Source organism: Chelatococcus sp. HY11 (genome assembly GCF_018398335.1).
Classification (GTDB): Bacteria; Pseudomonadota; Alphaproteobacteria; order Rhizobiales; family Beijerinckiaceae; genus Chelatococcus.
This window is the reverse complement of the sequence record NZ_JAHBRX010000002.1, coordinates 951631-973779: the sequence shown is the minus strand read 5'-3', so window position 1 is coordinate 973779 and position 22149 is coordinate 951631. Positions and strand designations below refer to the sequence as shown.

General features: G+C 62.4%; 20 protein-coding genes. All 20 read left to right on the top strand.

What is annotated here, in order from left to right; genetic code table 11:
* Nucleotides 1-25: 25 nt before the first annotated feature.
* The 20 genes from KIO74_RS25330 to KIO74_RS25235 all read left to right on the top strand — a co-directional run bounded on the left by KIO74_RS25330 (nt 26) and on the right by KIO74_RS25235 (nt 22123).
* Nucleotides 26-907 (top strand): branched-chain amino acid ABC transporter permease, encoded by an 882-nt coding sequence (locus KIO74_RS25330; RefSeq protein WP_213337791.1) that lies wholly within the window; start codon nt 26-28, stop codon nt 905-907.
* The gene (locus KIO74_RS25325) at nt 904-1791 is read left to right on the top strand and encodes a branched-chain amino acid ABC transporter permease (RefSeq protein WP_213337789.1); all 888 of its coding nucleotides are present in this window, start codon (nt 904-906) and stop codon (nt 1789-1791) included. The genes KIO74_RS25330 and KIO74_RS25325 overlap by 4 nt, the downstream gene beginning before the upstream one ends.
* Entirely contained in the window at nt 1788-2606 is an 819-nt protein-coding gene (locus tag KIO74_RS25320) for an ABC transporter ATP-binding protein (RefSeq protein ID WP_213337787.1), read from the top strand. Before KIO74_RS25325 ends, KIO74_RS25320 begins: the two co-directional genes overlap by 4 nt.
* On the top strand, nt 2593-3291 hold the full coding sequence (locus KIO74_RS25315; protein ID WP_213337786.1) for an ABC transporter ATP-binding protein: 699 nt from the start codon (nt 2593-2595) through the stop codon (nt 3289-3291). The genes KIO74_RS25320 and KIO74_RS25315 overlap by 14 nt, the downstream gene beginning before the upstream one ends.
* A gap of 63 nt (nt 3292-3354) precedes the next feature.
* Nucleotides 3355-5322 (top strand): oxidoreductase, encoded by a 1968-nt coding sequence (locus tag KIO74_RS25310; protein WP_213337785.1) that lies wholly within the window; start codon nt 3355-3357, stop codon nt 5320-5322.
* Nucleotides 5323-5457: 135 nt separating this feature from the next.
* Nucleotides 5458-6246, top strand: a complete 789-nt coding sequence (locus KIO74_RS25305) for an HpcH/HpaI aldolase family protein (RefSeq protein WP_213337784.1) — start codon at nt 5458-5460, stop codon at nt 6244-6246.
* Nucleotides 6247-6526: 280 nt separating this feature from the next.
* Nucleotides 6527-7057, top strand: coding sequence for a PPC domain-containing DNA-binding protein (locus KIO74_RS25300; RefSeq protein ID WP_213337783.1), 531 nt, complete (start codon nt 6527-6529; stop codon nt 7055-7057).
* A 34-nt stretch (nt 7058-7091) separates the two neighbouring features.
* The gene (locus tag KIO74_RS25295) at nt 7092-7508 is read left to right on the top strand and encodes an organic hydroperoxide resistance protein (RefSeq protein ID WP_502762135.1); all 417 of its coding nucleotides are present in this window, start codon (nt 7092-7094) and stop codon (nt 7506-7508) included.
* Nucleotides 7509-7545: 37 nt separating this feature from the next.
* A complete protein-coding gene (locus KIO74_RS25290; RefSeq protein ID WP_213337781.1) occupies nt 7546-8313 on the top strand; it encodes an EthD domain-containing protein in 768 nt (255 codons plus the stop codon).
* 139 nt (nt 8314-8452) lie between these two features.
* The gene (locus tag KIO74_RS25285) at nt 8453-9514 is read left to right on the top strand and encodes a LacI family DNA-binding transcriptional regulator (protein ID WP_213337779.1); all 1062 of its coding nucleotides are present in this window, start codon (nt 8453-8455) and stop codon (nt 9512-9514) included.
* A 207-nt stretch (nt 9515-9721) separates the two neighbouring features.
* Nucleotides 9722-11296, top strand: coding sequence for a class I adenylate-forming enzyme family protein (locus tag KIO74_RS25280; RefSeq protein WP_213337777.1), 1575 nt, complete (start codon nt 9722-9724; stop codon nt 11294-11296).
* A 74-nt stretch (nt 11297-11370) separates the two neighbouring features.
* The gene (locus tag KIO74_RS25275; protein ID WP_213337776.1) at nt 11371-13491 is read left to right on the top strand and encodes a 3-hydroxyacyl-CoA dehydrogenase NAD-binding domain-containing protein; all 2121 of its coding nucleotides are present in this window, start codon (nt 11371-11373) and stop codon (nt 13489-13491) included.
* A 28-nt stretch (nt 13492-13519) separates the two neighbouring features.
* A complete protein-coding gene (locus KIO74_RS25270) occupies nt 13520-14719 on the top strand; it encodes an acyl-CoA dehydrogenase family protein (protein WP_213337774.1) in 1200 nt (399 codons plus the stop codon).
* The gene (locus KIO74_RS25265; RefSeq protein WP_213337773.1) at nt 14719-15846 is read left to right on the top strand and encodes an acyl-CoA dehydrogenase family protein; all 1128 of its coding nucleotides are present in this window, start codon (nt 14719-14721) and stop codon (nt 15844-15846) included. The genes KIO74_RS25270 and KIO74_RS25265 overlap by 1 nt, the downstream gene beginning before the upstream one ends.
* Nucleotides 15847-15892: 46 nt before the next feature.
* On the top strand, nt 15893-17053 hold the full coding sequence (locus KIO74_RS25260; RefSeq protein WP_213337772.1) for a thiolase family protein: 1161 nt from the start codon (nt 15893-15895) through the stop codon (nt 17051-17053).
* 2 nt (nt 17054-17055) lie between these two features.
* Nucleotides 17056-17445, top strand: coding sequence for a Zn-ribbon domain-containing OB-fold protein (locus tag KIO74_RS25255; protein WP_213337771.1), 390 nt, complete (start codon nt 17056-17058; stop codon nt 17443-17445).
* Between the two features lie 106 nt (nt 17446-17551).
* Entirely contained in the window at nt 17552-19243 is a 1692-nt protein-coding gene (locus KIO74_RS25250; protein ID WP_213337770.1) for an alpha/beta fold hydrolase, read from the top strand.
* Between the two features lie 76 nt (nt 19244-19319).
* Complete coding sequence (locus tag KIO74_RS25245; RefSeq protein ID WP_213337769.1) at nt 19320-20546, top strand: ABC transporter substrate-binding protein; 1227 nt, start codon at nt 19320-19322, stop codon at nt 20544-20546.
* An 82-nt stretch (nt 20547-20628) separates the two neighbouring features.
* Nucleotides 20629-21393: an ABC transporter ATP-binding protein gene (locus KIO74_RS25240; protein WP_213337768.1), complete on the top strand. Its 765-nt coding sequence runs from the start codon at nt 20629-20631 to the stop codon at nt 21391-21393.
* Nucleotides 21386-22123 carry an ABC transporter ATP-binding protein gene (locus KIO74_RS25235; RefSeq protein WP_213337766.1) on the top strand — a complete coding sequence of 246 codons (738 nt, stop codon included), beginning with the start codon at nt 21386-21388 and terminating at the stop codon, nt 22121-22123. The genes KIO74_RS25240 and KIO74_RS25235 overlap by 8 nt, the downstream gene beginning before the upstream one ends.
* The last annotated feature ends 26 nt before the right edge of the window (nt 22124-22149 follow it).

Genomic DNA, 22149 nt, shown 5'->3' with positions numbered 1-22149 from the left:
CATGTAACGCAGAGACGAGTGACAGATGCTGCTTCAGCAACTTCTCAACGGGATCGTAGCGGGCTCCGTATATGCCCTCTTCGCACTCGGCTTCAACATGGTGCTCGGCGCGCTCAATATCCTCAACGTCGCACAGGGAGCGATTTTCGCACTGAGTGCATTTGTCTCCTTCTATGCGATGAAGCTCTATGCGGTCCCGTTCGTTCTTGCGTTACTGCTTGCGGTCGTTGTTGGCGGGTTAGTCAACATGCTGTTGGAAACGATCATTTTCAGGCCGCTGCGTTCCCGCGGTGGCTCTCCCATGTCGACATTGGTAGCGAGCATCGGCGCATCGATGGTGCTGCTGTCAGTAACGCAGAAGCTTTCGGGCGCACAGGTCGAGAGATTTCCTTCCAACAGCCTGCCCACCACGCAATGGGTTTTCGGTGACCTGCGCGTGACCTTCATCCAACTGCTCGTGCTGGCGACTACATTGTGCGTATTGATCGGCTCCTACGTCCTTCTCAACAGGACCAAGCTCGGCAAGGCCATACGCACCATGGCGTTCAGCGAGCGTATTGCCCGCATGCTGGGCATTCCGACTGCCGGCGTTGCCCGCTGGACATTCTTCATTTCCGGCGGGCTCGGGGGGCTGGCCGGTGTACTGCTCGGGCTGATGTTCAACTCGGTCCATTTCCTGATGGGTGAGCCTTACGTTCTCAAAGGCTTCGCGGCGATCGTCATCGGCGGCTTCGGCAGCGTCGCCGGCGTTGTCGTGGCGAGCATGCTCATCGGCCTATCCGAGGTTTTCAGCATCATGATCGGGATCGGTGCGTTCAGGGACGTGGTGATCTTCGGATTACTCTTCTGCTTCCTCATCCTGAGGCCGAACGGGATGTTCGGGCGCGACGAGGAGGCGCGGCCATGAGCCTGGACGAGATCTCCTACTGGCTGATCGTTTACAATCACGCGATCGTCACCGCGCTCATCAATGCTGTCACGGCGCTCAGCATTTACTTCTCGTTGCGCGCGGGCATCTTCAATCTTTCGGCTATCGGCTTCATGGCGATAGGGGCCTATACGGCCGGAATCCTCAGCACGCGCTTCGGGCTGCCGTCGCCGGTGGGCATCACCGCCGGTATCGTGCTCGCGCTCGTGCTCGGCGCCATTCTCGTCTATCCCGTGCTCAAACTGCGTGGGCATTATCTGGCCATCGCGACGCTCAGTTTCGCGGCGATCGTCCAGGCCATGGCCATGAATCTCGACGGTTTGACCAATGGACCGTCCGGCTTGCTGGGTGTGCCGGCCACCGTCCGGGCATGGCATGTCATTATCGTGCTCGCGGTGCTCCTCTATATCGCGTGGACCCTTCAGAAGTCACGCACCGGTCGCGCCTGGGACGCCATCCGCACCGACGTCTCGGCCGCACGCGCCATGGGCATCGATGTGGAGGCCTACAGACTCAAGGCCTTCCTGATCAGTACCGCGGTGGCAGCGCTCGCGGGCGGGCTGTGGGCGCATGTGAACCGCGTCGTCGTTCCCTTCGAGTTCGGTTTCGTTCAACTCACGATGGCGCTGGTGAATACGCTGCTTGGTGGCATTTCGACCCCGTTCGGCCCCGTTCTCGGAGCGCTTGTCGTCACCACCATGCCGGACTGGCTGGCGGGTTTTGCCGAGTACCGTGAGATCATCATCGGTACGCTCCTGGTGGTGATCGTGGTTTATCTGCCGAACGGGCTGATTGATCCGCTGGCCGTCCTTGCCCGGCGTTTTGGCTGGAACCGGGGCGCCACCGTGGAGCTCGGGCGATGAGCGCGGCACTCGACTTCGACACCGAAAGCGCCGCGGTGTCAGCTTCCGAACTCGAAGTTGCGAGCGTGAGCAAGCACTTCGGTGGTATTCGCGCCTTATCCGATGTGTCCTTCACGGTTCCTCAGGGCAAGGTCGTCGGCCTTATCGGGCCCAATGGGGCAGGCAAGACGACATTGCTCAACGTTATAAGCGCACTGTCGAAGCCGACTTCTGGACACATTCTCATCGCTGGCGAGGACGTCACCGACTGGTCCGCTCACCGCATCGCTGCCGAAGGCCGGGTAAGCCGCACGTTCCAGAACATTCGCATGTTTCAAGGGATGTCGGTGTTCGACAACGTGCTGACCGGCTGCCATGCAAGTCTCCAGTTCGGGCTGGCAGCCACGTTGCTGCGCTTTCCGTCGGCGCGGCGAATGGAGGAGGAGGCGCGGGACCGGACGAGCGACATCATCGGGGCGATGCGCCTTGCCCAATATGCTGACCGCGAGGGCGGCGTGTTGTCCTATGGAATTCAGCGCAGGGTCGAGATCGCCCGCGCGCTCGTGAGCAATCCGCGCCTGTTGCTCCTCGACGAGCCGACCGCCGGCATGACCCCGCGAGAAACGAACGATGTGAAGGAGCTCATTCAGTCTCTGCGTGAGCGCGCGCTGGCGATGATCGTCATCGAACACAAGGCGGGCTTTATCATGAGCATCTCTGACAAGGTGGTGGTGCTCAACTTCGGCAATGTCATCGCCGACGGCGTTCCTCTCGATGTCCGCCAGGATACGAAGGTGATCGAAGCCTATCTGGGGGCCGCCGATGAGCATGCTTGAGGTCGAGAACCTGTGCGTCAGCTACGGTATGATAAAGGCTGTCCAGAGCGTGTCCTTCGACGTGAAGGAGGGCGAGATCGTCTCGCTGATCGGATCCAATGGGGCCGGAAAGTCGAGCACGTTGCTGGCGTTGTGCGGATTGCTGCCCTCGACCGGCACGGTTCGCTTCAATGGCAAGGACATCGCCGGCGAACCGCCGCATCGTATCGTGCGGGGTGGCATGATCCTGGTGCCCGAAGGGCGGGGGACGATCGGAACATTGACCGTCGCGGAAAACCTCGAGATGGGGGCCTACACAAGAAGCAGCGGCTGGCGGTCCGAGATGGGCGGCATTTACGACCGCTTCCCGGTGCTGCATGAGCGACGGGATGTCATGGCCCAAAGCATGAGCGGCGGCGAGCAGCAGATGCTGGCGCTGGCACGCGCGCTGCTGGCGCGGCCGCGCCTGATGCTGCTTGATGAGCCGAGCATGGGGCTCGCGCCGCTGATGGTGGCGCGCGTATTCGAGCTCATCCAGGAACTTAACAGCGACGGGACTACGATCCTGCTTGTGGAGCAGAACGCCAAGGCGGCACTGCGCATTTCCAGCCGTGCCTATGTGCTCGACAGCGGACGCAAGATAGCGGAAGGCGACGCCGACGTGCTTGCGACCGACAGGAGGATCAATGAGGCCTATCTATCCTGAAGGCTACATCCCGATGCGGGATGGCGCCGCGGCACCGTTTTCACCATGGACTGGAGTCAGGCCGTGAGCCGTTACAAGCGTGTGTTCGAGCCGATGATGCTGGGAACCTGCGAGGTCCCCAACAGGCTCTTCATTCCGGCGCTGACGACCAACATGGGCGATCAGAACCTGCCAAGCAAACAGCTTGCCGAATACTACGAGGCGCGAGCGCGAGGCGGCATTGGCTCGATTTTCATGGAGGGGATCCGGCCAAGCCGCTCGGCTCTCGCGCGGCCCCCGCAACTCGCCGGCTTCCTCGATGATTGCGCCGATGCGTACAGGATGTGCGCCGATGCGGTTCATCGCCATGGCGCGCGGCTGTTTGCCCAGATCGTTCACGTGGGGCGCCAGGGTGACGGCAACTGTTCGCGCACGCCCGCCTGGGGTGCATCGCCGGTTCCGTGGTCAGGGACTGGAGCAGTGCCGCACGAGATGACCCATGCCGAGATACGTTCAGTCATCGACGACCAGATAAAGGTCGTCCGCATGCTGCGCGAGGCTGGCATAGACGGAGTCGAACTGCATGTCGGCCATGGTCATCTGCTGCAGCAGTTCCTTTCACCTGCCTCCAATTTCCGCACCGATAGCTACGGCGGCAGCGAGGAGAACCGGATGCGGTTCACGCTGGAGCTCATCGGCGCTGTGCGCGAGGAGATGGGTCCCGATTACCCCATCGGCTTCCGATACTCGCTGCATGAATACATCGACGGCGGGCTCACGCCTGAGATCTCGATACCGATCCTGCTGAAGTTCGTCGAGCAGCTGAAGGTCGATTTCGTGCACCTCAGCCAGTCAGCCTATCATGGCTCACGGTCGGTCGCGACGCTCGCGCCCGACATGAGCTTCCCCGACGATTACTTCCGCGAACTGACTATCAAGGCGACCGCGGCGCTGCGCGATCGGGGGCTCGCCATACCCGTGCTGACGGTCGCGCGCTTCCGTGAAGTCGCGCAGGCGGAGGCGATGATCGCGAATGGCCATGCCGACATGGTTGGCATGGGCCGGGCCCTCCTCGCCGATCCCGAGATCGTGCGCAAGTCGCGCGAGGGCAGGGAGGACGAGATCGTGCCGTGCACCGCGTGCAATCAGGGGTGCCTTGGGCGCAACTGGACGGCGCTGCCGATCACCTGCATGTCCAATCCGACCGTCGGCAAGGAAGCCACCTGGCCCGCGCCGGCGAGCCAGCCGGCGAAGCGCCGGAAGTCGGTTCTCGTCGTGGGGGGCGGCCCGGCTGGACTGGAGGCCGCGCATGTGGCCGCAGCGCGGGGGCACAAGGTGAGTTTGTGGGAAGCAGGAGCACGGCTCGGCGGCCAACTCGCGATGGCGGCACGCTTTGCCCGACGCAGCGACCACAAGCGCCTCGTGGACAGCCTCGTCGCGCGGTGCGAACGCACAGGCGTCGATATCAATCTTGATCGTCGCGCCACGGCAGAATCGATACGTGATCACGGTGCTGACGACATCGTCTTCGCTACCGGGTCGGGCGTGCGGGCAAAGCCGCTGGCGGGGGCCGCCGGAGTGCTCTCGGTCGACGAATTCGCGAACGATCTCGATGCCGTCGGCCAGCGCGTGGCGGTGTTCGACACGACCGGCGGCTACACAATGATGGCTGTCGCGGAGCAATTGATGGCATCGGGCCGCGAGATGGCGCTCATCACGGCGGGCGGCGCCCCAGGCTGGGGCATCGTCCCCTACAGCCTCTACGGGCTCATGCACCGATTCCGCGAGCATGCGGTACGAATGCATCCGATGCGCAAGCCGGTATCCTTCGACGCAGGGGAACTGCTGATCGCCGATCCCATCTCGGGCAGGATCGAAGTGTGCGGCACGTTCGATCACCTCATCGTCGTCGATAACAATGTGGCGCGCGACGAGCATCGCACATGGTTCGGGGACGCATCGGTCTCCCATCATTCGGTCGGCGACTGTCTCGCGCCGCGCTCGGCGATCGAGGCGATCTACGAGGGCCACGAGGTGGCCAGGGCTCTCTAGGACGGTGTCCAAAGTCAGCGGCCCGCTCCCAAATCAGCGACCCGCGCGGAGCCCAACAGCGAAACTTGTATCGTGCGATGTTATCGATAACGCCACGGCGCCCGTTCATGGGCGGTGCAGGAAAGGGGGAATAGGATGAAAGACAACCTCAAGGCAAAGCTGCGGCGTGGCGAGCCAGTGTTCGGGACCTTCGCCTTCATGGCGAGTCCCGACATCGTGGAGATCATGGGCTATGCGGGATTTGACTTCGTCATCATCGACCTCGAGCATTCGCCGAAGAACTGGAGCGACGTCGTCAACATGATCCGGGCGGCCGAATTGCGGGGCATGGCGGCACTCGTGCGTATCCGCGAGAATGCCGACAAGTCGATCCTGGAAGTCCTTGAACTTGGCGCGGCGGGCATCGTGATCCCGTTCGTGCAGTCTGAAGATGACGTTCGCAAGGCGGTCAAGTCTGTCAACTACGCTCCGAAAGGTGAGCGTGGAACATGCACGCTCACGCGCGCAGCCCATTATGGTGGCCTGCGTTCGGAGTTCCTCGCGCATTGCATCCGCCAGAATGACGATCTTCTTATCGTAGGCCAGATCGAAGACCGCGCCGGCGTGGATCAGATCGATGCGATCGTGAGCTGTGATCCCGGGCTCGATGCCCTGATTGTCGGTCGCGCCGACCTTGCGTCCTCTCTCGGCACGCCCGGACAGGTGGAGGCGCCGGGCGTGCTCGAGGCGACTGCTCGCATCGTGGACGCCGCCCGGCGCAAGGGCGTGGCGGCCGGTATCGGCATTTACTCACCACCCGAGGCGAGCCGGTGGATCGATGCAGGATGCAGCCTCTTCTTCTACTCGGCCGACACGACCCTACTGCTGAACGCCGCCGCATCGGCGAACAGGGATTTTCGGGACACGGTCGCCCGTCGTGGCTGAACGTTCCTCTCACACTTGGCTCGCCCGACAGCCGGCGCCGTGGATCTGGGAGGTCGCCCATGAACCGGCGGAAAGGCCAATGATCCTTGGCTTCGCCGCCGCAAGGCGCTTGGCTGGACCGAGCAAGCATGCTGATCGCGACACTCCAGATCGTGCGAAGATCGGCGTGTACAGCGTTGACAAGTCGCGATTGTTATCGATAACATCTAGCTGATATCGTCGGCATGGTAGTCGTGCCATCCCAATACAGATTTCCGCAACTAAAAGAGAAGACAAGCTCATGGTAGCGCGAACCGCACATGCCCGGATCACCGACATCATCGTGGCGCAGCTCGATCCCGATGGCGATCTCTACAACGAGATCATGGCCGTGGCGAAAGAACACGATATCAAGACTGGCCTCGTCCTTAATATCGTGGGCGGGCTGCGTTCCGCACGGCTGAGCATGCCGCTCACCAAGGGGGCGGTCGAGGCGCAGCCCGGCGTGATCGAGCTTCAGGGCCTGATGGAGTGCAGCGGCGTCGGAACCCTCGGCTGGAACTGCGACACCTATGATTCCGAGGGGGCCTCGGGCATCGTCTATCGCGAGGGTGAGCCCAACATTCACGTCCATCTGACAGTCTGCCATGAGGGTCAAGCCTATATGGGCCATTTGCTGGAGGGCTGCAAAGTCCGCTCGCTCCACGAGCAATCGCATTTCACGATCATGATCGCCAAGACTGACGGCGCGCAGCTCAACTTCCGCGTTTCCAAGGAGCGTACGGACGCCTATCCGCGTGGCATCCCGATCCATGATCTCGTCTCGGCCTGAAGCGCCACGAGGGAGGCATTCGATGCGAGCAATAGTGACACCGCTTTATACGGCCAAGGCGCAGGCTGTTGGTGGGCGGGCGGGCCATGTGCGCTCAAACGACGGAATTCTCGACCTGGCCTTGACGAGACCCAAGGCGTTGGGGGGCGATGGCGCTCCCGGGACCAATCCCGAACAGCTCTTTGCCGCCGCTTATTCGGCCTGTTTTGAGAGCGCGGTACGTTTCGTGAGCCTGCAATCAGCTGTGAAGCTTGTGGCCTGCTCGGTGAGCGCTGAGGTGACCATCGGAAAGGCGGAGGACCAGGGATTTGCGCTGGCTGCCACGCTAACCGTGGACATGCCCGACGTCGATCGCGGGAAGGCGATGGAGATCGTCGAAAAGGCTCATCAGATGTGCCCATTCTCGCACGCGACACGCGGCAATATTGAGGTCAGACTTCAGCTTGCCTAGCCGATCTGGCGAGTTGCGCCGGTCCACGGAGGAATGAATGCTCAAGTTGAACTTCTGCATGCGCAAGCGTCCTGACCGCTCGCTTAACGAGTTCAGCAATTACTGGCGCGAGCAGCATGGTCCCTATGCGTTGAGCGGCCGGACAGCGCGTCTCGGCATGAGGCGCTACGTTCAGAATCATCTCGTCGCAACGCCGCTTGCAGAACCGCTGGCGCGCCTCGTCGCCCCGGCACTTGCGCCCTACGAGGGCATATGCCAGCTCTGGTTTGATGGCGAGGACGCGGTTCTTGAGACCCGCTCCAGCGCGGATGGCGCCGCGGCAACGCAGGACCTGGTGGATGACGAGCGGAGATTCCTCGACCTGCCGAACTGCGCCATCCGGTTCTACAGGGAAGAATTCTGCATCGACCGTGTTGCCGGTTCAGGAGCACATAAGGTCGTGCTTGCAATGTCGCTGGAGCATGCGGGGAATGCCGGCCTTCTGGGCCGCCAAGTCGCGAAGGCGCTTTTGCGGGAGCCGGCGGCAGGGATAAGCCGCGCGGTGCAGAATTTCGGCCTCGATACCCCGGCCAACGGCAAGCTGCGGGAGCCGCGTTCCAATGACCGTGCGGGTTTCGATTACCTGCTTGAAATCTGGTTCGCGGACTACGCATCGATGGCTGCAAGCGTCGAGGCGCGGGGGGCTGTCCTGCCCCGGCTCGCTTCCATCCTGCGCAGCTACTGCCAGAATGGTCAAATGTGCGGATGGATTGCTGAGGAGCGGGTTATGATCGGTGGCGAGGACTTCAGGGCGGTGGCGGCATGAGCTAATCGTTCAGGACGTAGGCTCGCCGCAAGGGGCGGGGACAACCTGCCGCCAATGGCTGGTCGAGTACAAATCAATGGCCTACACACGACTGTCTGTTCTGGGGCGCATGTTGCTCCCGGCCCAAGGAAAGTTCGCAATGGCTGCGCCTAGAACCAGCAAGATAAGTGCCGTTCTCCCAGCGGTTGCCGAGGTCGTGCCAAAAGGCTCGGTGCGGATGCTGGAGATCGCCGCGCGCGCTGGTGTGACCGCGATGACAGTTTCGCGCGCCCTGCGGACACCCAACAAGGTTTCACCGAACACGCTGGAGCGCATTCACAAGGCCATCGACGAACTCGGGTTCGTTCCAAACTTCGTCGCGGGCAGCCTGTCCTCCCGTCAGAGCCGGATGGTGGCGGTCTCCGTGCCAAGCCTTGCCAACTCTGTCTTCTCGGATTTCATCGAGGAGATGACGGCGACCCTCATCGCCAAGGGCTACACGACGATGGTCGGTTGCTCTTCCTACGATCACAAATACGAGGAAGAAATTCTGTCGGAATTTCTTGGCTGGCGGCCGGCGGGCGTTATTCTCACGGGAAGCCGCCATACCGAGCGCACCAAGGAAATGTGCAAGCGCTCCGGTGTTCCGATTATCGAGACCTGGTGCAAGACCACCAAGCCGCTCGACATCGTGGTTGGCTTCTCCAACCAGCGTGCTGTCTACGAAATGACGCGCTCGCTGATGGATTGGGGGTATCGCAAGATCGGATTTGGTTTCGTCGATTCAGAGAACAACGATCGGTCGATGGAGAGGCGGCGCGGCTGGAAAAAAGCGCTGACCGAAGCCGGATACGAATGTCAGGATAGCCGGACGCAGGGCGGCTCCTTCGCCATTCACGAAGGGGCCGTCATTCTCGACAAGCTGCTCGAGCGGCACCCAGACACCGATGCCATCGTCTTTGGCTCGGATACGCTGGCGGTTGGCGCGCTCATGGAGGCGCAGCGCAGGGGACTGCGCGTCCCCCAGGACATTGCGATCACCGGTTTCGGCGACGTGGAAATCGCGGGAGAGACCGTACCGGCCTTGACGACAGTGCGGACGCCACGGCGCGAACTCGGCAGGGTCTGCGCGGAAGTCCTGCTGCAGAAGATCGGGGGCACCTATGATGGGCCGCGGATCATCGATCGCGGGTTCGAGATCGTGCGTCGACAGAGCGCCTAGGAGCCGGAGCGCTTCGGTCGTTCCACATCTGAAGGCGATGTCGCGTACGCCTCTTGGACAAAAGGGATTGTAATGCGAGATGGGTATGTTATCGATAACATATCGACCCAGATTGATCTTTCCTCCATGCAGAGGCCTTTTGAACTGCAAGCCGTTCTTCGTCAGTTGATCGGTCACGGTCGTTGTCGATGATGCTCGGAGCCATCGATGCTTGAATCGAATTTCCTGAACATTTCAGATCTGATCTCTACGCACGCAGCGAGCTTCGCGGACAAGCCGGCGATCATCGCGAACGGCACAGTCATGACGTGGCGGGATTTCGACCAGCAAACCAATCGCATGGCGAATGCTTTGCGGGCAGCCGGCCTGCGTGCCGGTGATCGGGTTGCGGCGCTGGCGCCGAACGGGCATCTCCTCATCGAACTCATCTTCGCCACGCACAAGGCTGGCGGCTGTTTCGTGCCGGTCAGCGCGTTCCTGTCGAGTGACCAGATGGCACTCCTGCTGAAGGACGCGGCTGCGACGTTCTTCTTCGCTGGGCGTGACTATCGCGATCAAATCGAGGATCTGCGAGCGACACTGCCCAGCGTGCAGCCGGATCGCTGGATCGCTTTCGATTTCACCGCGCCGGGCTGGAGAGCCCTGGACGACCTCCTCTTCGGCGCCATCGACGATCGCCCGGAGCGGTGGCACCAGCTCGCGGACATGGCCTGCCTCTGGTACAGTTCCGGGACCACCGGCATCCCAAAAGGCATCATCCGCTCGCATCAGTCGCTGCAGGCGCTGGGTATCCTGTGCGGTCTCGACATGAATATCGACAGCCGCACCGTGGCCCTGCTTGCCACTCCGCTGTCGGCCTCGGGCACCTGGATCAATATGATGTCGACGGTCATCACAGGTGGGACTATCGTCGCTCCGGCGCGCTGCGGTCCGTCCGAGATCATCGCCTTGGTCGAGCGCTATCGTGTGACGCACACGATGCTGGTTCCCACGCAGCTGAACATGATACTGGAAGAGCCTTCGCTGGCTGAGGCAGACCTCAGTAGTATACGAGGGCTTCTGACCCTCGGCTCTAAGTTGCAGGGCTACACGAAAACACAGACGCTCGCTCGCATCACGCCCAACCTGTTCGAGCTTTACGGGCTGACCGAAGGCTTCGGTACGCTCGCCAAGCCGAGCGAGCATTTCATGAAACCCGGTTCGGTGGGGCGGCCGATCCTCGGATGCGAAATCCGCATCATCGATGCGGAGGGGCGTGAACTTGCCGCCGGCGAGGTCGGTGAAATTGTCGGCCTCGGACCGTTCACGATGGGCGGCTACTTCAACCGCCCCGAGGAGACGCGCGGCCTTATCTGGCGGGATGGGTCCGGCCGAGTGTTCCTCAAGTCGGGCGACATCGGGCGTCGCGACAAGGATGGGTTCATATACGTGATGGATCGCCGGAAGGACATGATCATCACTGGCGGGTTGAATATCTATCCGGCTGATATCGAGGCGGTGCTCGGGGAGCACCAGGATGTGGTCGAGCTGGTCGTCGTGGGCGCGCCGCACCGGAAGTGGGGTGAGACGCCGGTGGGGCTGGTGAAGCTGCGGACCGGATCTGCCGTCAGCGCGCGCGACCTGCTCGAATGGGCCAATGCCCGGCTGGGGAAGCATCAGCGTCTCAGCAGTATTGTTCTTTGGAAGGACTTTCCGCGCAATGCGTTGGGCAAGCTTGTGAAGCCAAAGATACGCGAGAGTTTTCTCAAGTCGCTCGAGCAGGTCCCATCGACGGGACACTAGATATTTTCTGGGTCCAAAGGCGCGGGGGATCGCTTCCGCGACATCCGACGCGGACCTTTCGCAAGGAGAACACGTTGAAACCTGCTCGATTGACCGTCGAGGACGGCATAGGCGTTATCACGCTGAACCAGGCCCCGATCAACGCGGTGAACCAGCCAATGCGCGCGGCACTGGCCGCGGCGATTGCCGCGGCTGGCGACGCTGACGTCGATGCGGTCGTCATCATCGGTGAGAATGGAGTGTTTTCCGCCGGGGCCGACGTCAACGAGATCGAGCGGGGGCTTGGTTCATCGAATTTCTATGAGGCGGTAGGCAAGCCGGACGCTAATGACGTCTTCAACGCCATCGAGAATTTTCCGCGTCCCGTCGTGGCGGCAGTCCATGGTCTGGCGCTGGGCGGCGGCATGGAGCTGGCGCTGGCTTGCCACTACAGGGTGGCCCTCGAGGGGACCCGGTTCGGGCTTCCCGAAGCCAAGCTCGGCATCATGCCGGGGGCCGGCGGCACGCAGCGGCTCCCACGCCTTGCGGGGGTCGAAAAGGCGATGGAGCTGATGATGGAGGGCGCTGTCATCGATGCCAACGCCGCCCGAGCACTGGGCGTGGTCGATGCGATCGCCGACGGCGACCTGCTGGCATACGCGAAGGCCTTCGCGCGTACGCGGGCCGACGAGCCGGCGCGTGCCGTGAGCCGCCGTAACGAGCGACTGGTGGATGTTCCGGACGCGGTTTTCGAGAAGGCCTATGCTGCTGCCGCGCGCAAGCCGCATCTGCTTGGTCCGCGGCGGATCGTCGATGCCGTGAAGCTGGCGACGACGGCCCCGTTCAGCGAGGCTTTGGCGCGCGAGTGGGATTTTTTCAAGGAATGCGCGGGCTCGGAGGCGGCGTCCGGGCTCATTCATCATTTCCTGTCCGAGCGCCGCGTATGGAAGATTCCGGGTCTCGCCAAAGACACGCCCCAACGCAAGGTCGAGCGCGCTGCCGTGATCGGTTCGGGCACGATGGGTACCGGCATCGCGATGAGCTTGCTTGATGCCGACATACCTGTTTGCCTCCTCGATGCCTCGCAGGCCTCGCTCGACAAACGGGTGGATCGCATTCGCTCCTTCTATGCCGGATCCGTGGCAAAGGGTCGTCTGAGCCAGGCGCAAGCCGAGCGCCGCATCTCCCTGCTATCGCCCGTCTCCGGCTACTCCGACATAGCCAAGGTCGATCTTGTCATCGAGGCGGTCTTTGAACGCATGGATGTCAAGCAGTCGGTGTTCAGAGAACTCGACCGCCATGTACGCGCGGGCGCCATTCTGGCGACCAATACCTCGACGCTCGACATCGACCAGATCGCCGCGGTGACCAGCCGTCCCCAGGACGTCATCGGTCTTCATTTCTTCAGCCCGGCGAACATCATGCGGCTCGTCGAGATCGTGCGCGCATCGAGGACGGCCGACGACGTCCTGGCGACGAGCCAGGGGTTATGCCGGCGCATGAGCAAGGTCGGCGTCGTGGTCGGCATATGCGACGGGTTCGTCGGCAACCGGATGGTCGATCCCTACCTGCGTGAAGCGCAGGAACTGGTGCTCGAAGGCGCGACGCCGACTGAGGTCGACACCGCGCTCACCGATTTCGGCCTCGCCATGGGCGTGCTGGCTATGCTGGACATGGCGGGTCTGGATGTGCGCTGGGACGTGGAAAAGCGTCGCATCGCCGAGGGGAACTGGCCCGGGAACTCGCCCATGCTCATCAAGGCGCTGTTTGATACAGGGAGTTACGGACAGAAGAACGGCGTCGGCTTCTACCGCTACGAGAAGGGGAATCGCACGCCGCTACCTAATCCTGGGTTGGAGCCTTTGGTCGCCGCTGAGGCGGCGCGGTTGTCGATCGCGCGGCGGGACAATGGCGCCGACGAAATCGTTCGCCGTTGCCTCTACGGAATGATCAACGAGGCGGCAAAGATCCTCGAGGAAGGTGTTGCACTGCGCGCGAGCGACATCGACGTCATCTATACGGCTGGATACGGTTTCCCGGCATGGCGGGGGGGACCCATGAAATACGCCGATACGGTGGGTCTGCCCGCGCTGCTCGCGACCATTGACGATTATCACCGCCGCTATGGCGAGCGCTGGCGACCCGCAGAGCTGTTGGTGAGGCTGGCGCGCGCCGGCAGCAGCTTCGCGGAGCGCGACCGCGCGGTTGCGGCGTGATCTCGAGCAGGAACGAGCGAGACAGACAATGAATTTGCGCTACTCGGCAGAGGACGAGGCCTTCCGTGATGAAGTGGCTTCCTTCGTGCGCGACAACATTGATCCCGCGGTCGCTTGCAAGGTCCGGGATAACCTCCCCCTCACCAAGGAGGAGCATGTCGGCTGGGAGCGCACGATCGGCGCACGCGGCTGGGCCGCGCCACATTGGCCGGTTGAGCACGGCGGTACAGGGTGGGGCGCGCTACGCCGCTTCATCTGCGAAGAAGCGCTGGCATCGGAATGCGCCCCGCGCGTCAATCCCTGCGGCGTCTCGCTTATCGCCCCGGTCATCATCCATTTCGGCAATGCCGCGCAGAAGGCCCATTACCTCCCGCGCATCCTGATGAGCGAGGACTGGTGGTGCCAGGGCTTTTCGGAGCCGAATGCCGGCTCGGATCTTGCGTCGTTGCGTACGCGCGCGGAGCGACACGGTGACCACTTCAGGCTCAATGGCCAGAAGACATGGACCACGCAGGCCCAGCACGCGAACCTCATGTTTTGCCTGGCGCGGACCGACAATTCCGGCCGCAAGCAGGAGGGGATCAGCGTCCTGATCGTGGACATGAATGCGCCGGGCGTGTCGGTGCGTCCCATCATCACGATCGAGGGCACGCACGAGGTCAACGAGGTGTTCTTCGACAACGTCAAGGTGCCGATTGAGAACCTGGTCGGCGAGGAGGGCAGGGGCTGGAGCTACGCGAAATTCATGCTCGAATACGAGCGCTTCGGCACGCCTGAGACGGGTCGCTCCAAACAGCAGCTCGCGCGGTTGAAGGACGTCGCCGGTGACGCCGGACGGGGCGGCGCATCGTTGCGCGATGATCCTGATTTTACGGCGCGCCTGGCTTGGGTCGAGATCGAGCTGATGGCGCTCGAGGCGACCATGCTGCGCTTTCTGGCGGAGGATGCTGGCGGCAAGCGCAGCGTCGCGACAGACGCGGCGATCCCCATGCTCAAGGTGCGCGGCACGGACATCCAGCAGGAGCTGAGCGAACTCTTCATGCTGGCGGCCGGTCCGCGGGGCATGGCGTGGCATCACGGCCTTGACGCCCGATGTGACCGTAACGCCGACACCCGCTGGATGACCAGTTCGGCGTCGCACTACTTCAACTGGCGCAAGGCGTCGATCTACGGTGGATCGAGTGAGATCCAGCGCCAGATCACGGCCAAGAACATGGCGGGTCTCTGATGGTCGACATCACGCTGACGGATGAGCAGCGCCTGCTGCGCGAGACGCTCGAGCGCTATTTGGCACGTGAGCACGCGATGGAAGATCGCACCGCCCTGGCCGGCGCGGCACATACGGATGAACGCTGGGCCGGTTTCGTGGAGATCGGTCTGCCCGCTGTCCCCGTCGCCGCCGACGACGGCGGAATCGGTGGAGGCGGGACCGAGATCGCCATCGTCGCCGAACAGCTTGGCCGCAACCTCGTGGCGACGCCCTATCTGGAAACTGCCGTCATGGCGGCTTCCGTGATTGAGGCTTGCGTGGCGACCGAGCTCCGCCGATCACTGGCCGAGGATATCGTGTCAGGCCGCGTCTTCACTGTCGCTCATTTCGAGGCGGATTCTCGGTTCGACGCAGGCCACGTCAGGACGTCGGCGCGTCGCGAGGGCACCGGGTTCGTCTTGGATGGGGCCAAGGCGTCCATCGCCTGGGGCGACCGGGCCGACTGTTTGTTGGTATCGGCGTTGCTGGACGGCGATCTCGCGGTCTTCGCAGTGGATCCCAAGGGCGCCGGTGTCGAGGTCAAGGGCTACGTCACCAATGACGGACAACGCGGCGCCGACCTCAATCTGGCGAACGTGGAACTCGACGGCGGCGCTATGGTGGTGGCCCCGGATCAGGGCCGCGCCGCGATCGACACGGCAATCTGCCGGGCGCGGATCTACCTCTCCTGCGAGGCGGCGGCGATCATGCGGCATATGTGCGACCTGACGCGCGACTATGTCGGAACCCGCCAGCAATTCGGAACGTCCATCGGCAACTTCCAGGTTATCCAACATCGGCTGGTCGATATGTACAGCCAGACCGAGCAGTCGCTCTCCATGGCGCTGCTCGCCGCGGACGCATGGAACGCGCCGGCGGTGGAGCGCGACCGCGTGACGTCGGCCGCGCGGGCTCTGGTTGCTCGCGCGGGGCGTTTCGTCGGCCAGAATGCCGTGCAGTTGCACGGCGGTATCGGCATGGCGTGGGAGACGCCGCTCAGTCACTATTTCAAGCGCCTCACCATGAACGGCATGCAGATGGGCGATGAAAGCTACCACCTGCGTCGGTTCGCTGCGTTGGTGCGGACCGAGGAGAGCACGCACTGACGTGGCACGCCTTCGCGAAGATAGAATCCAGCAGACGGGAAACGGAATGACTATACGCGACAAGGCCTATATCGCCGGCATCTACGAGCACCCGACGCGCAAGGCGCCGGACAAGTCGCTCGCCCAGTTGCACGCCGAGGTCGCGATCGGTGCGGTCGCCGATGCTGGCTTGACGATGGCTGACGTGGATGGCTTCTTCTGCGACAACGATGTGCCAGGCCTCGGTCCCATCTCCCTGGTCGAATATCTCGGCCTTGACGTTCGTCATGTCGATACGACCGAGACGGGTGGTTCGGCGCCAATTGTCCATATATCTCACGCGGCGCAGGCCATCGCCTCGGGTAAATGCAGCGTTGCGCTGATCACGCTGGCTGGGCGTCCGCGCAGCGCGGGCCTCAGCGCCAACCCACCGCCGAACTGGGATGTGCCCGAACTCCCGTTCGAATACCCCTATCGCTCGTCCGTGCTCAATCAGTACGCGATGGTGGCGATGCGCCACATGCACGAATATGGCACCACGCCCGAGCAACTCGCATGGGTTAAAGTCGCTGCCTCGCATCACGCACAGCACAATACGCATGCAATGCTGCGCGATGTGGTCAGCGTCGAAAACGTCCTGCAGTCGCCGATGATCGCTGACCCGCTGCACCGACTCGACTGCTGTGTTGTCAGCGACGGCGGCGGGGCCATAGTCGTCGTCAGCCCGGAGATCGCGAGATCGCTGTCGCGTCCCTTGATCAAGGTGCGCGGTGCCGGTGAGGCCATACGTGACCTGCGCGGCGGCAGGGCCAACATCCTCGAGAGCGGTGGCGTGAAATCGGGAGCGATCGCCTTCGAGGAGGCCGGCGTGAGGCCGGCGGACGTCAAATACGCATCGCTCTACGATAGCTTCACCATCACCGTCATCGTCCAGCTCGAGGATCTCGGCTTCTGTGAGAAAGGCCTGGGCGGGCGCTTCGTAGCGGACGGTCGGCTGATTTCCGGCGTCGGCCGGCTACCGGTGAACACGGATGGCGGAGGTCTCTGCAACAACCATCCGGGTAATCGTGGCGGCATGACCAAGGTTCTGGAAGCGGTGCGCCAACTCCGCGGCGAAGCCCATCCAGCTGTCCAGGTGCCGAACTGCGACCTGGCGCTGGCTCATGGAACCGGAGGTTGGCTCGCCAGCCGTCACGGCAGCGCGACAGTTATTCTGGAAAGGGAATGAAGATGGAAGAAGCAGTCAAGATGCAGACCCCCAAGCCCAACGTCGAGAACCAGGAATACTGGCAGGCGGCTGGACGCGGAGTTCTGGTCATCAAGCGCTGTATCGACTGCGGCGAGGCCCATCACTACCCGCGCGCCATCTGCCCGTTCTGCCACAGCGCCAACACGGAATGGCAGGAGGTGGCGGGCACCGGCGTCATCCACACCTACACTGTTATGCGACGCGAGCGGCCGAGCACCGTTACCGCCTATGTCACACTTGACGAGGGACCGATCATGCTGACGAACATCGTGGATTGCGATGTAGATGCCCTCAGGATTGGTATGCACGTCAAGGTTCGCTTCGCGGATGCGGACGAAGGGATCCGGGTGCCGGTATTTAGTCCGCGCTGAAAAATATCTTGTTTGACGCGGGTTGCGGAACCCACATGTTATCGATAACAATTTCAAACAATACCGCCCATGCGCAAGACATGGCGGGCTGCAAGGGGAGGAATAATTGACGGCTTCGCATCGTCGTATCAGGCGCGGCTTCGTCACGGTTGGCGACAGGCAGGTCCACTTCCGGTATGCTGGCCGCGGCCCGGCTGTGGTTCTCTTCGGGCAGTCGCCGACGTCATCGCAGACGCTGGACCGTCAGACTCTGGCCTTCTCGGAACACTTCACCGCGATCGCCATCGACTCCTGCGGGCTCGGGCGTTCGTCGCCGCTGCCGACGCCCACGACCGAGATCGCGGACCAGGCGATCGCGCTGGCTCAGACCCTCGACGCCCTGGGCATTTCCAAAGTGGCGGCGTATGGATCCCATACCGGCGCGAGCATTTGTGCCGAGTTTGCAAGGCGCTATCCGGAGCGGACGGCCATCGCGCTGCTCGACGGCTATCCCGTCTACACCGAAGACGAACGCACGCGCCGTCTCAATACTTACTTCCCCACAATGGAGAAGACTTGGGACGGACTTCATTTGATGTGGCTCTGGTATCGATATCGGGAGCAGAACCTCTTCTGGCCATGGAACATCAGCGGACGCGTCACCAGGGCCAATTGCAGCGTGCCGGCGCCCGAGCACATCCACCGCGGCGTGGTTGATATTCTCGACGTGTGGACGGGATACGTCGAGCCCTATGCGGCCGCGTTCCGATACCGCGCGCAAGAGCCGATCCCGCATCTGCGCGTTCCAACCGTATTCCTTGCCTATCCCGATGATTCACTGCTGACCGCTCTCGATCTCCTGCCAAGGCCGCTTCCCGATTGCTGCCGCATTGAGCCGATGCCGCTCGACCGCGACGCCGGCGCGCAGAAGGAGATCGAAATCATGCAGGGGGTGCCGGCATGGCCGGATGCGCCGCCGATCAAGCCGCCTTCGCGGCGCGCCGTCGGCGTCACGCACGACTATGTCGACCTCGGCGAAGGACAGCTCTTCGTCCGTCGTTGGGGGAAGGCCGGTGGCCGCCCGCCGCTCGTCATGCTGCCGCCCGCGCCGGGCTCAGCGACCCAGCTCGACACGCTGCCCGAACTGCTGTCCTTCGACCGCGAGGTCATCGCGCTTGATCTTCCAGGCTGCGGCGATTCAGATGCTTTCGCCGAAGCAAAGCATGACGTCCCGCGCGGCGCCCGGCTGGTTGCCGAAGCCCTGGCAAAGCTCAGCATTGCGAAAGCCGATGTCTATGGTCGCCATGGCGGCGCTTCCGTCGCCGTCGCGTTGGCCGACCTTGCGCCAGAGATGGTGGGGGCGCTCGTGCTCGACAGTCCGCCGACGCTGAACGCCAACGAGCGCGATGAAGTCGCGCCGCGTTATGCGGAGCCGATCAAACTCGATTGGGACGGTTCGCATCTCATCCGTCTCTGGCATGCGACACGGGACCAGGAGCTGTTCTGGCCTTGGTATGAACGCAAGATCGACCGCATCCGCAAGAACGATCCCGATGTGCGCCCAGACAGGTTGACCATTGAGGTGTTGGCCTATCTCAAGAACTACCGGACATATCCGGATATGTGGGAAGCGGTGCTATCCTACCCCGTCGCTGATCGGCTTGCCGGCCTTGGCCGGGCGCACACGATCTGCGGCAATGTCAACGACAAGTTCGCCAATCATGCAAAGGCCGTGGCTGGGGACCAGTTCGTGACCGTTCCCGATTCGCGGCTCGCCGCGGCCGAGATCATCCGCAATTGCATCGACCGGGTCAGGTGACCCCGCCCGACATGCGTTTTTTGGCTTCGGCGCGGCAGGTATTGCAGCCGACTGACCCCAAAGGGGGAACTTTGAAATGAAGCTGAACAAACTCGTATCAACCGTTGGCCTTGCGGGCACGCTCGCGCTGTCTATGGCAGGTATCGCGACGGCGCAGATCTCGGACAACGTCATCAAGATCGGAGTGCTGACCGATTTGAGTGGGCCCTATAGTGCGGCGACTGGCCCAGGCGCCGTGGCCGCAGCCGAGCTTGCTATCGAGGACTTCGGCGGAAAGGTCAACGGCGTTCCAATCGAGCTGATCTCTGCCGATCATCAGAACAAGCCGGATGTGGGCCTGACGATCGCACGTGAATGGCTCGACCGGCAGAAAGTCGATGTCCTCGTCGACATCACCAACTCTGCAATCGCCCTCGCTCTTCAAGACCTCGTGCGTGACAAGGGCCGGGTGATGCTGCTGGTCGGCGCATCCTCCTCGGTGCTCACCGGCGAGAAGTGTTCACCCAATAGCGTTCAGTGGATGTCAGACACCTATTCCTCGTCGACGACAACTGCCAACGCCCTGCTGGATCAGGGCAAGAAGACGTGGTTCTTCATACAGGCCGACTACACCTTCGGTGACGCGCTCGTGGCCGATGCCACGAAGGTCATTCAGGCTCGTGGCGGCAAGGTCGTCGGCGCCGTTCGCCATCCCTTCAATTCGAGCGATTTTTCGTCCTATCTCCTGCAGGCGCAATCATCGGGCGCTGAAGTTGTCGCCTTTGCGAATAGCGGCTCGGACTTCACGCAGTCCGCGAAGCAGGCCAAGGAGTTCGGCCTTGCCGACAGCGGCCAGACCCTGGTGGGCCTCGCCGCGACCATGGCCGATGTCGCCGCCCTCGGCCTCGACGCCGGAAAGGGGTTGCAGGTGACCGAGGCCTTCTACTGGAATTTCAGCGACGAGACGCGCCGCCTTGCTGAACGCTTCGAGAAGAAGACCGGAAGGAAACCCGCCCAAGGCCAGGCGGCGACCTATTCTGCCGTTCTCAATTATCTGAAAGCCATCGAAAAGGCCGGCACCGACAAGGCGGATAATGTGCTGGAGACACTTCGCTCGATGGAAATCAAAGATGACTTCACGCCGAGCGGCAAGCTACGCGAGGATGGGCGCATGGTGCATGACATGTACTTCCTGCGCGTAAAGGAGCCATCCCAGTCGAAGTCGAAATACGATATCTACACCATTACGTCAGTCGTTGAAGGGGAGCGCGCGGCGCGTCCTCTCGCCGACGGCAAGTGCCCTTACATCATGAACAAGAAGTAGCGATCCGGATGAGCACTGCGACCGGATCGTCCGGTCGCGAGCGCAACGCCGGTGCCCTGCGGGGCGGAGCGAAAGTTGTTCAATGGAGGATACGTTGGAAGATATCGTTTTGTCCGCATCGGGCCTGCGAAAGGAGTTCATGGGGTTTGTCGCCGTGGATGGCGTGAACCTCGAAGTCCGCAAGGGATCGGTACACGCCCTGATAGGCCCGAACGGCGCTGGCAAGACGACGTGCTTCAACCTGCTCACGAAGTTCCTCGCGCCAAGTGGCGGCACCATCCATTACAAGGGTCGGGACATCACGAGATCAAGTCCGGCCACGGTGGCGGAAATGGGACTCGTTCGCTCGTTTCAGATTTCGGCCGTCTTTCCACAACTGACGGTGCTTGAAAATGTGCGCGTCGCCCTGCAGCGCCGCCGGGGGAGCTCTTTCGATTTCTGGCGCAGCGAAAAGGTGCTCAGGTCCTATGAGGATGAGGCCCGGTCATTGATTGCGCTCGTGGGTCTCGCCGGGTTCGAGGGGGCGGCGGCAATGACCCTGTCCTACGGCCGCAAGCGGGCCCTTGAAATCGCCACCACGCTGGCGCTTGATCCGGAAGTGCTGCTGCTTGACGAGCCGACGGCCGGAATGGCTATCGAGGACATCGAGCGGATCGTCATCTTGCTGGAGCGGGTCGCTCAAAAGCGCACTCTGCTGATGGTCGAACATAATCTGTCGGTCGTTTCGCGGCTGTGCAGCCGTGTGTCGGTGCTATGTCGCGGGCAGGTCATCGCCGAAGGAGATTACAAGACAGTTGCGAGCGACGAGCGCGTGAAGGAAGCCTATCTGGGGTCCAATCATGCGTGAGGAGGTAAGGCACGGCGGCGTGCAACAGGATGTCGCTGCGCTGCAGCTGCGTGACCTTCACGGCTGGTACGGGGAGTCGCATGTCCTGCACGGCATGGCGCTGGCGCTATACCCGGGGGAAGTGATCGCGCTGCTGGGGCGCAACGGCGCGGGCAAAACAACGGCGCTTAGGGCCATCATGGGCGTGCTGGAGCGGCGTGCTGGTTCGGTGCTGGTCGACGGGTACGAGACAATCGGATTGCCCACGCGCCAGATAGCCCGCCTCGGAGTTGCGTATTGTCCCGAGGAGCGTGGTATCTACTCCAGTCTGAACGTCGCGGAGAACCTGCGGTTGCCACCGGTCATCAAACCAGGCGGGCTCTCCGAAGATGCCATATTCGACCTCTTCCCAAACCTACGCGCTCGGCTGCGTAGCCAGGGAACCAAGCTTTCGGGCGGCGAACAGCAAATGCTGGCAATTGCGCGTATTTTACGCACAGGCTCGCGGACACTACTTCTCGACGAACCGACCGAAGGCCTTGCTCCGATCATCATTGACCAAATCGCGGTGACCATTCGCAAGCTCAAGGCCATGCAGTTCAACATTGTGCTGGTTGAGCAAAATCTGCGTTTTGCGAGCGAGATCGCCGACAGGCATTTCGTTGTCGAGCAAGGGCGCGTCGTTGATGAGATCAGTTGCGGCGAATTCGTGTCCAGCCGGTCCAAACTGAACAAGTATCTGGGGGTCTGATGCGTCGCGGTCCGACAGTCCCGGCA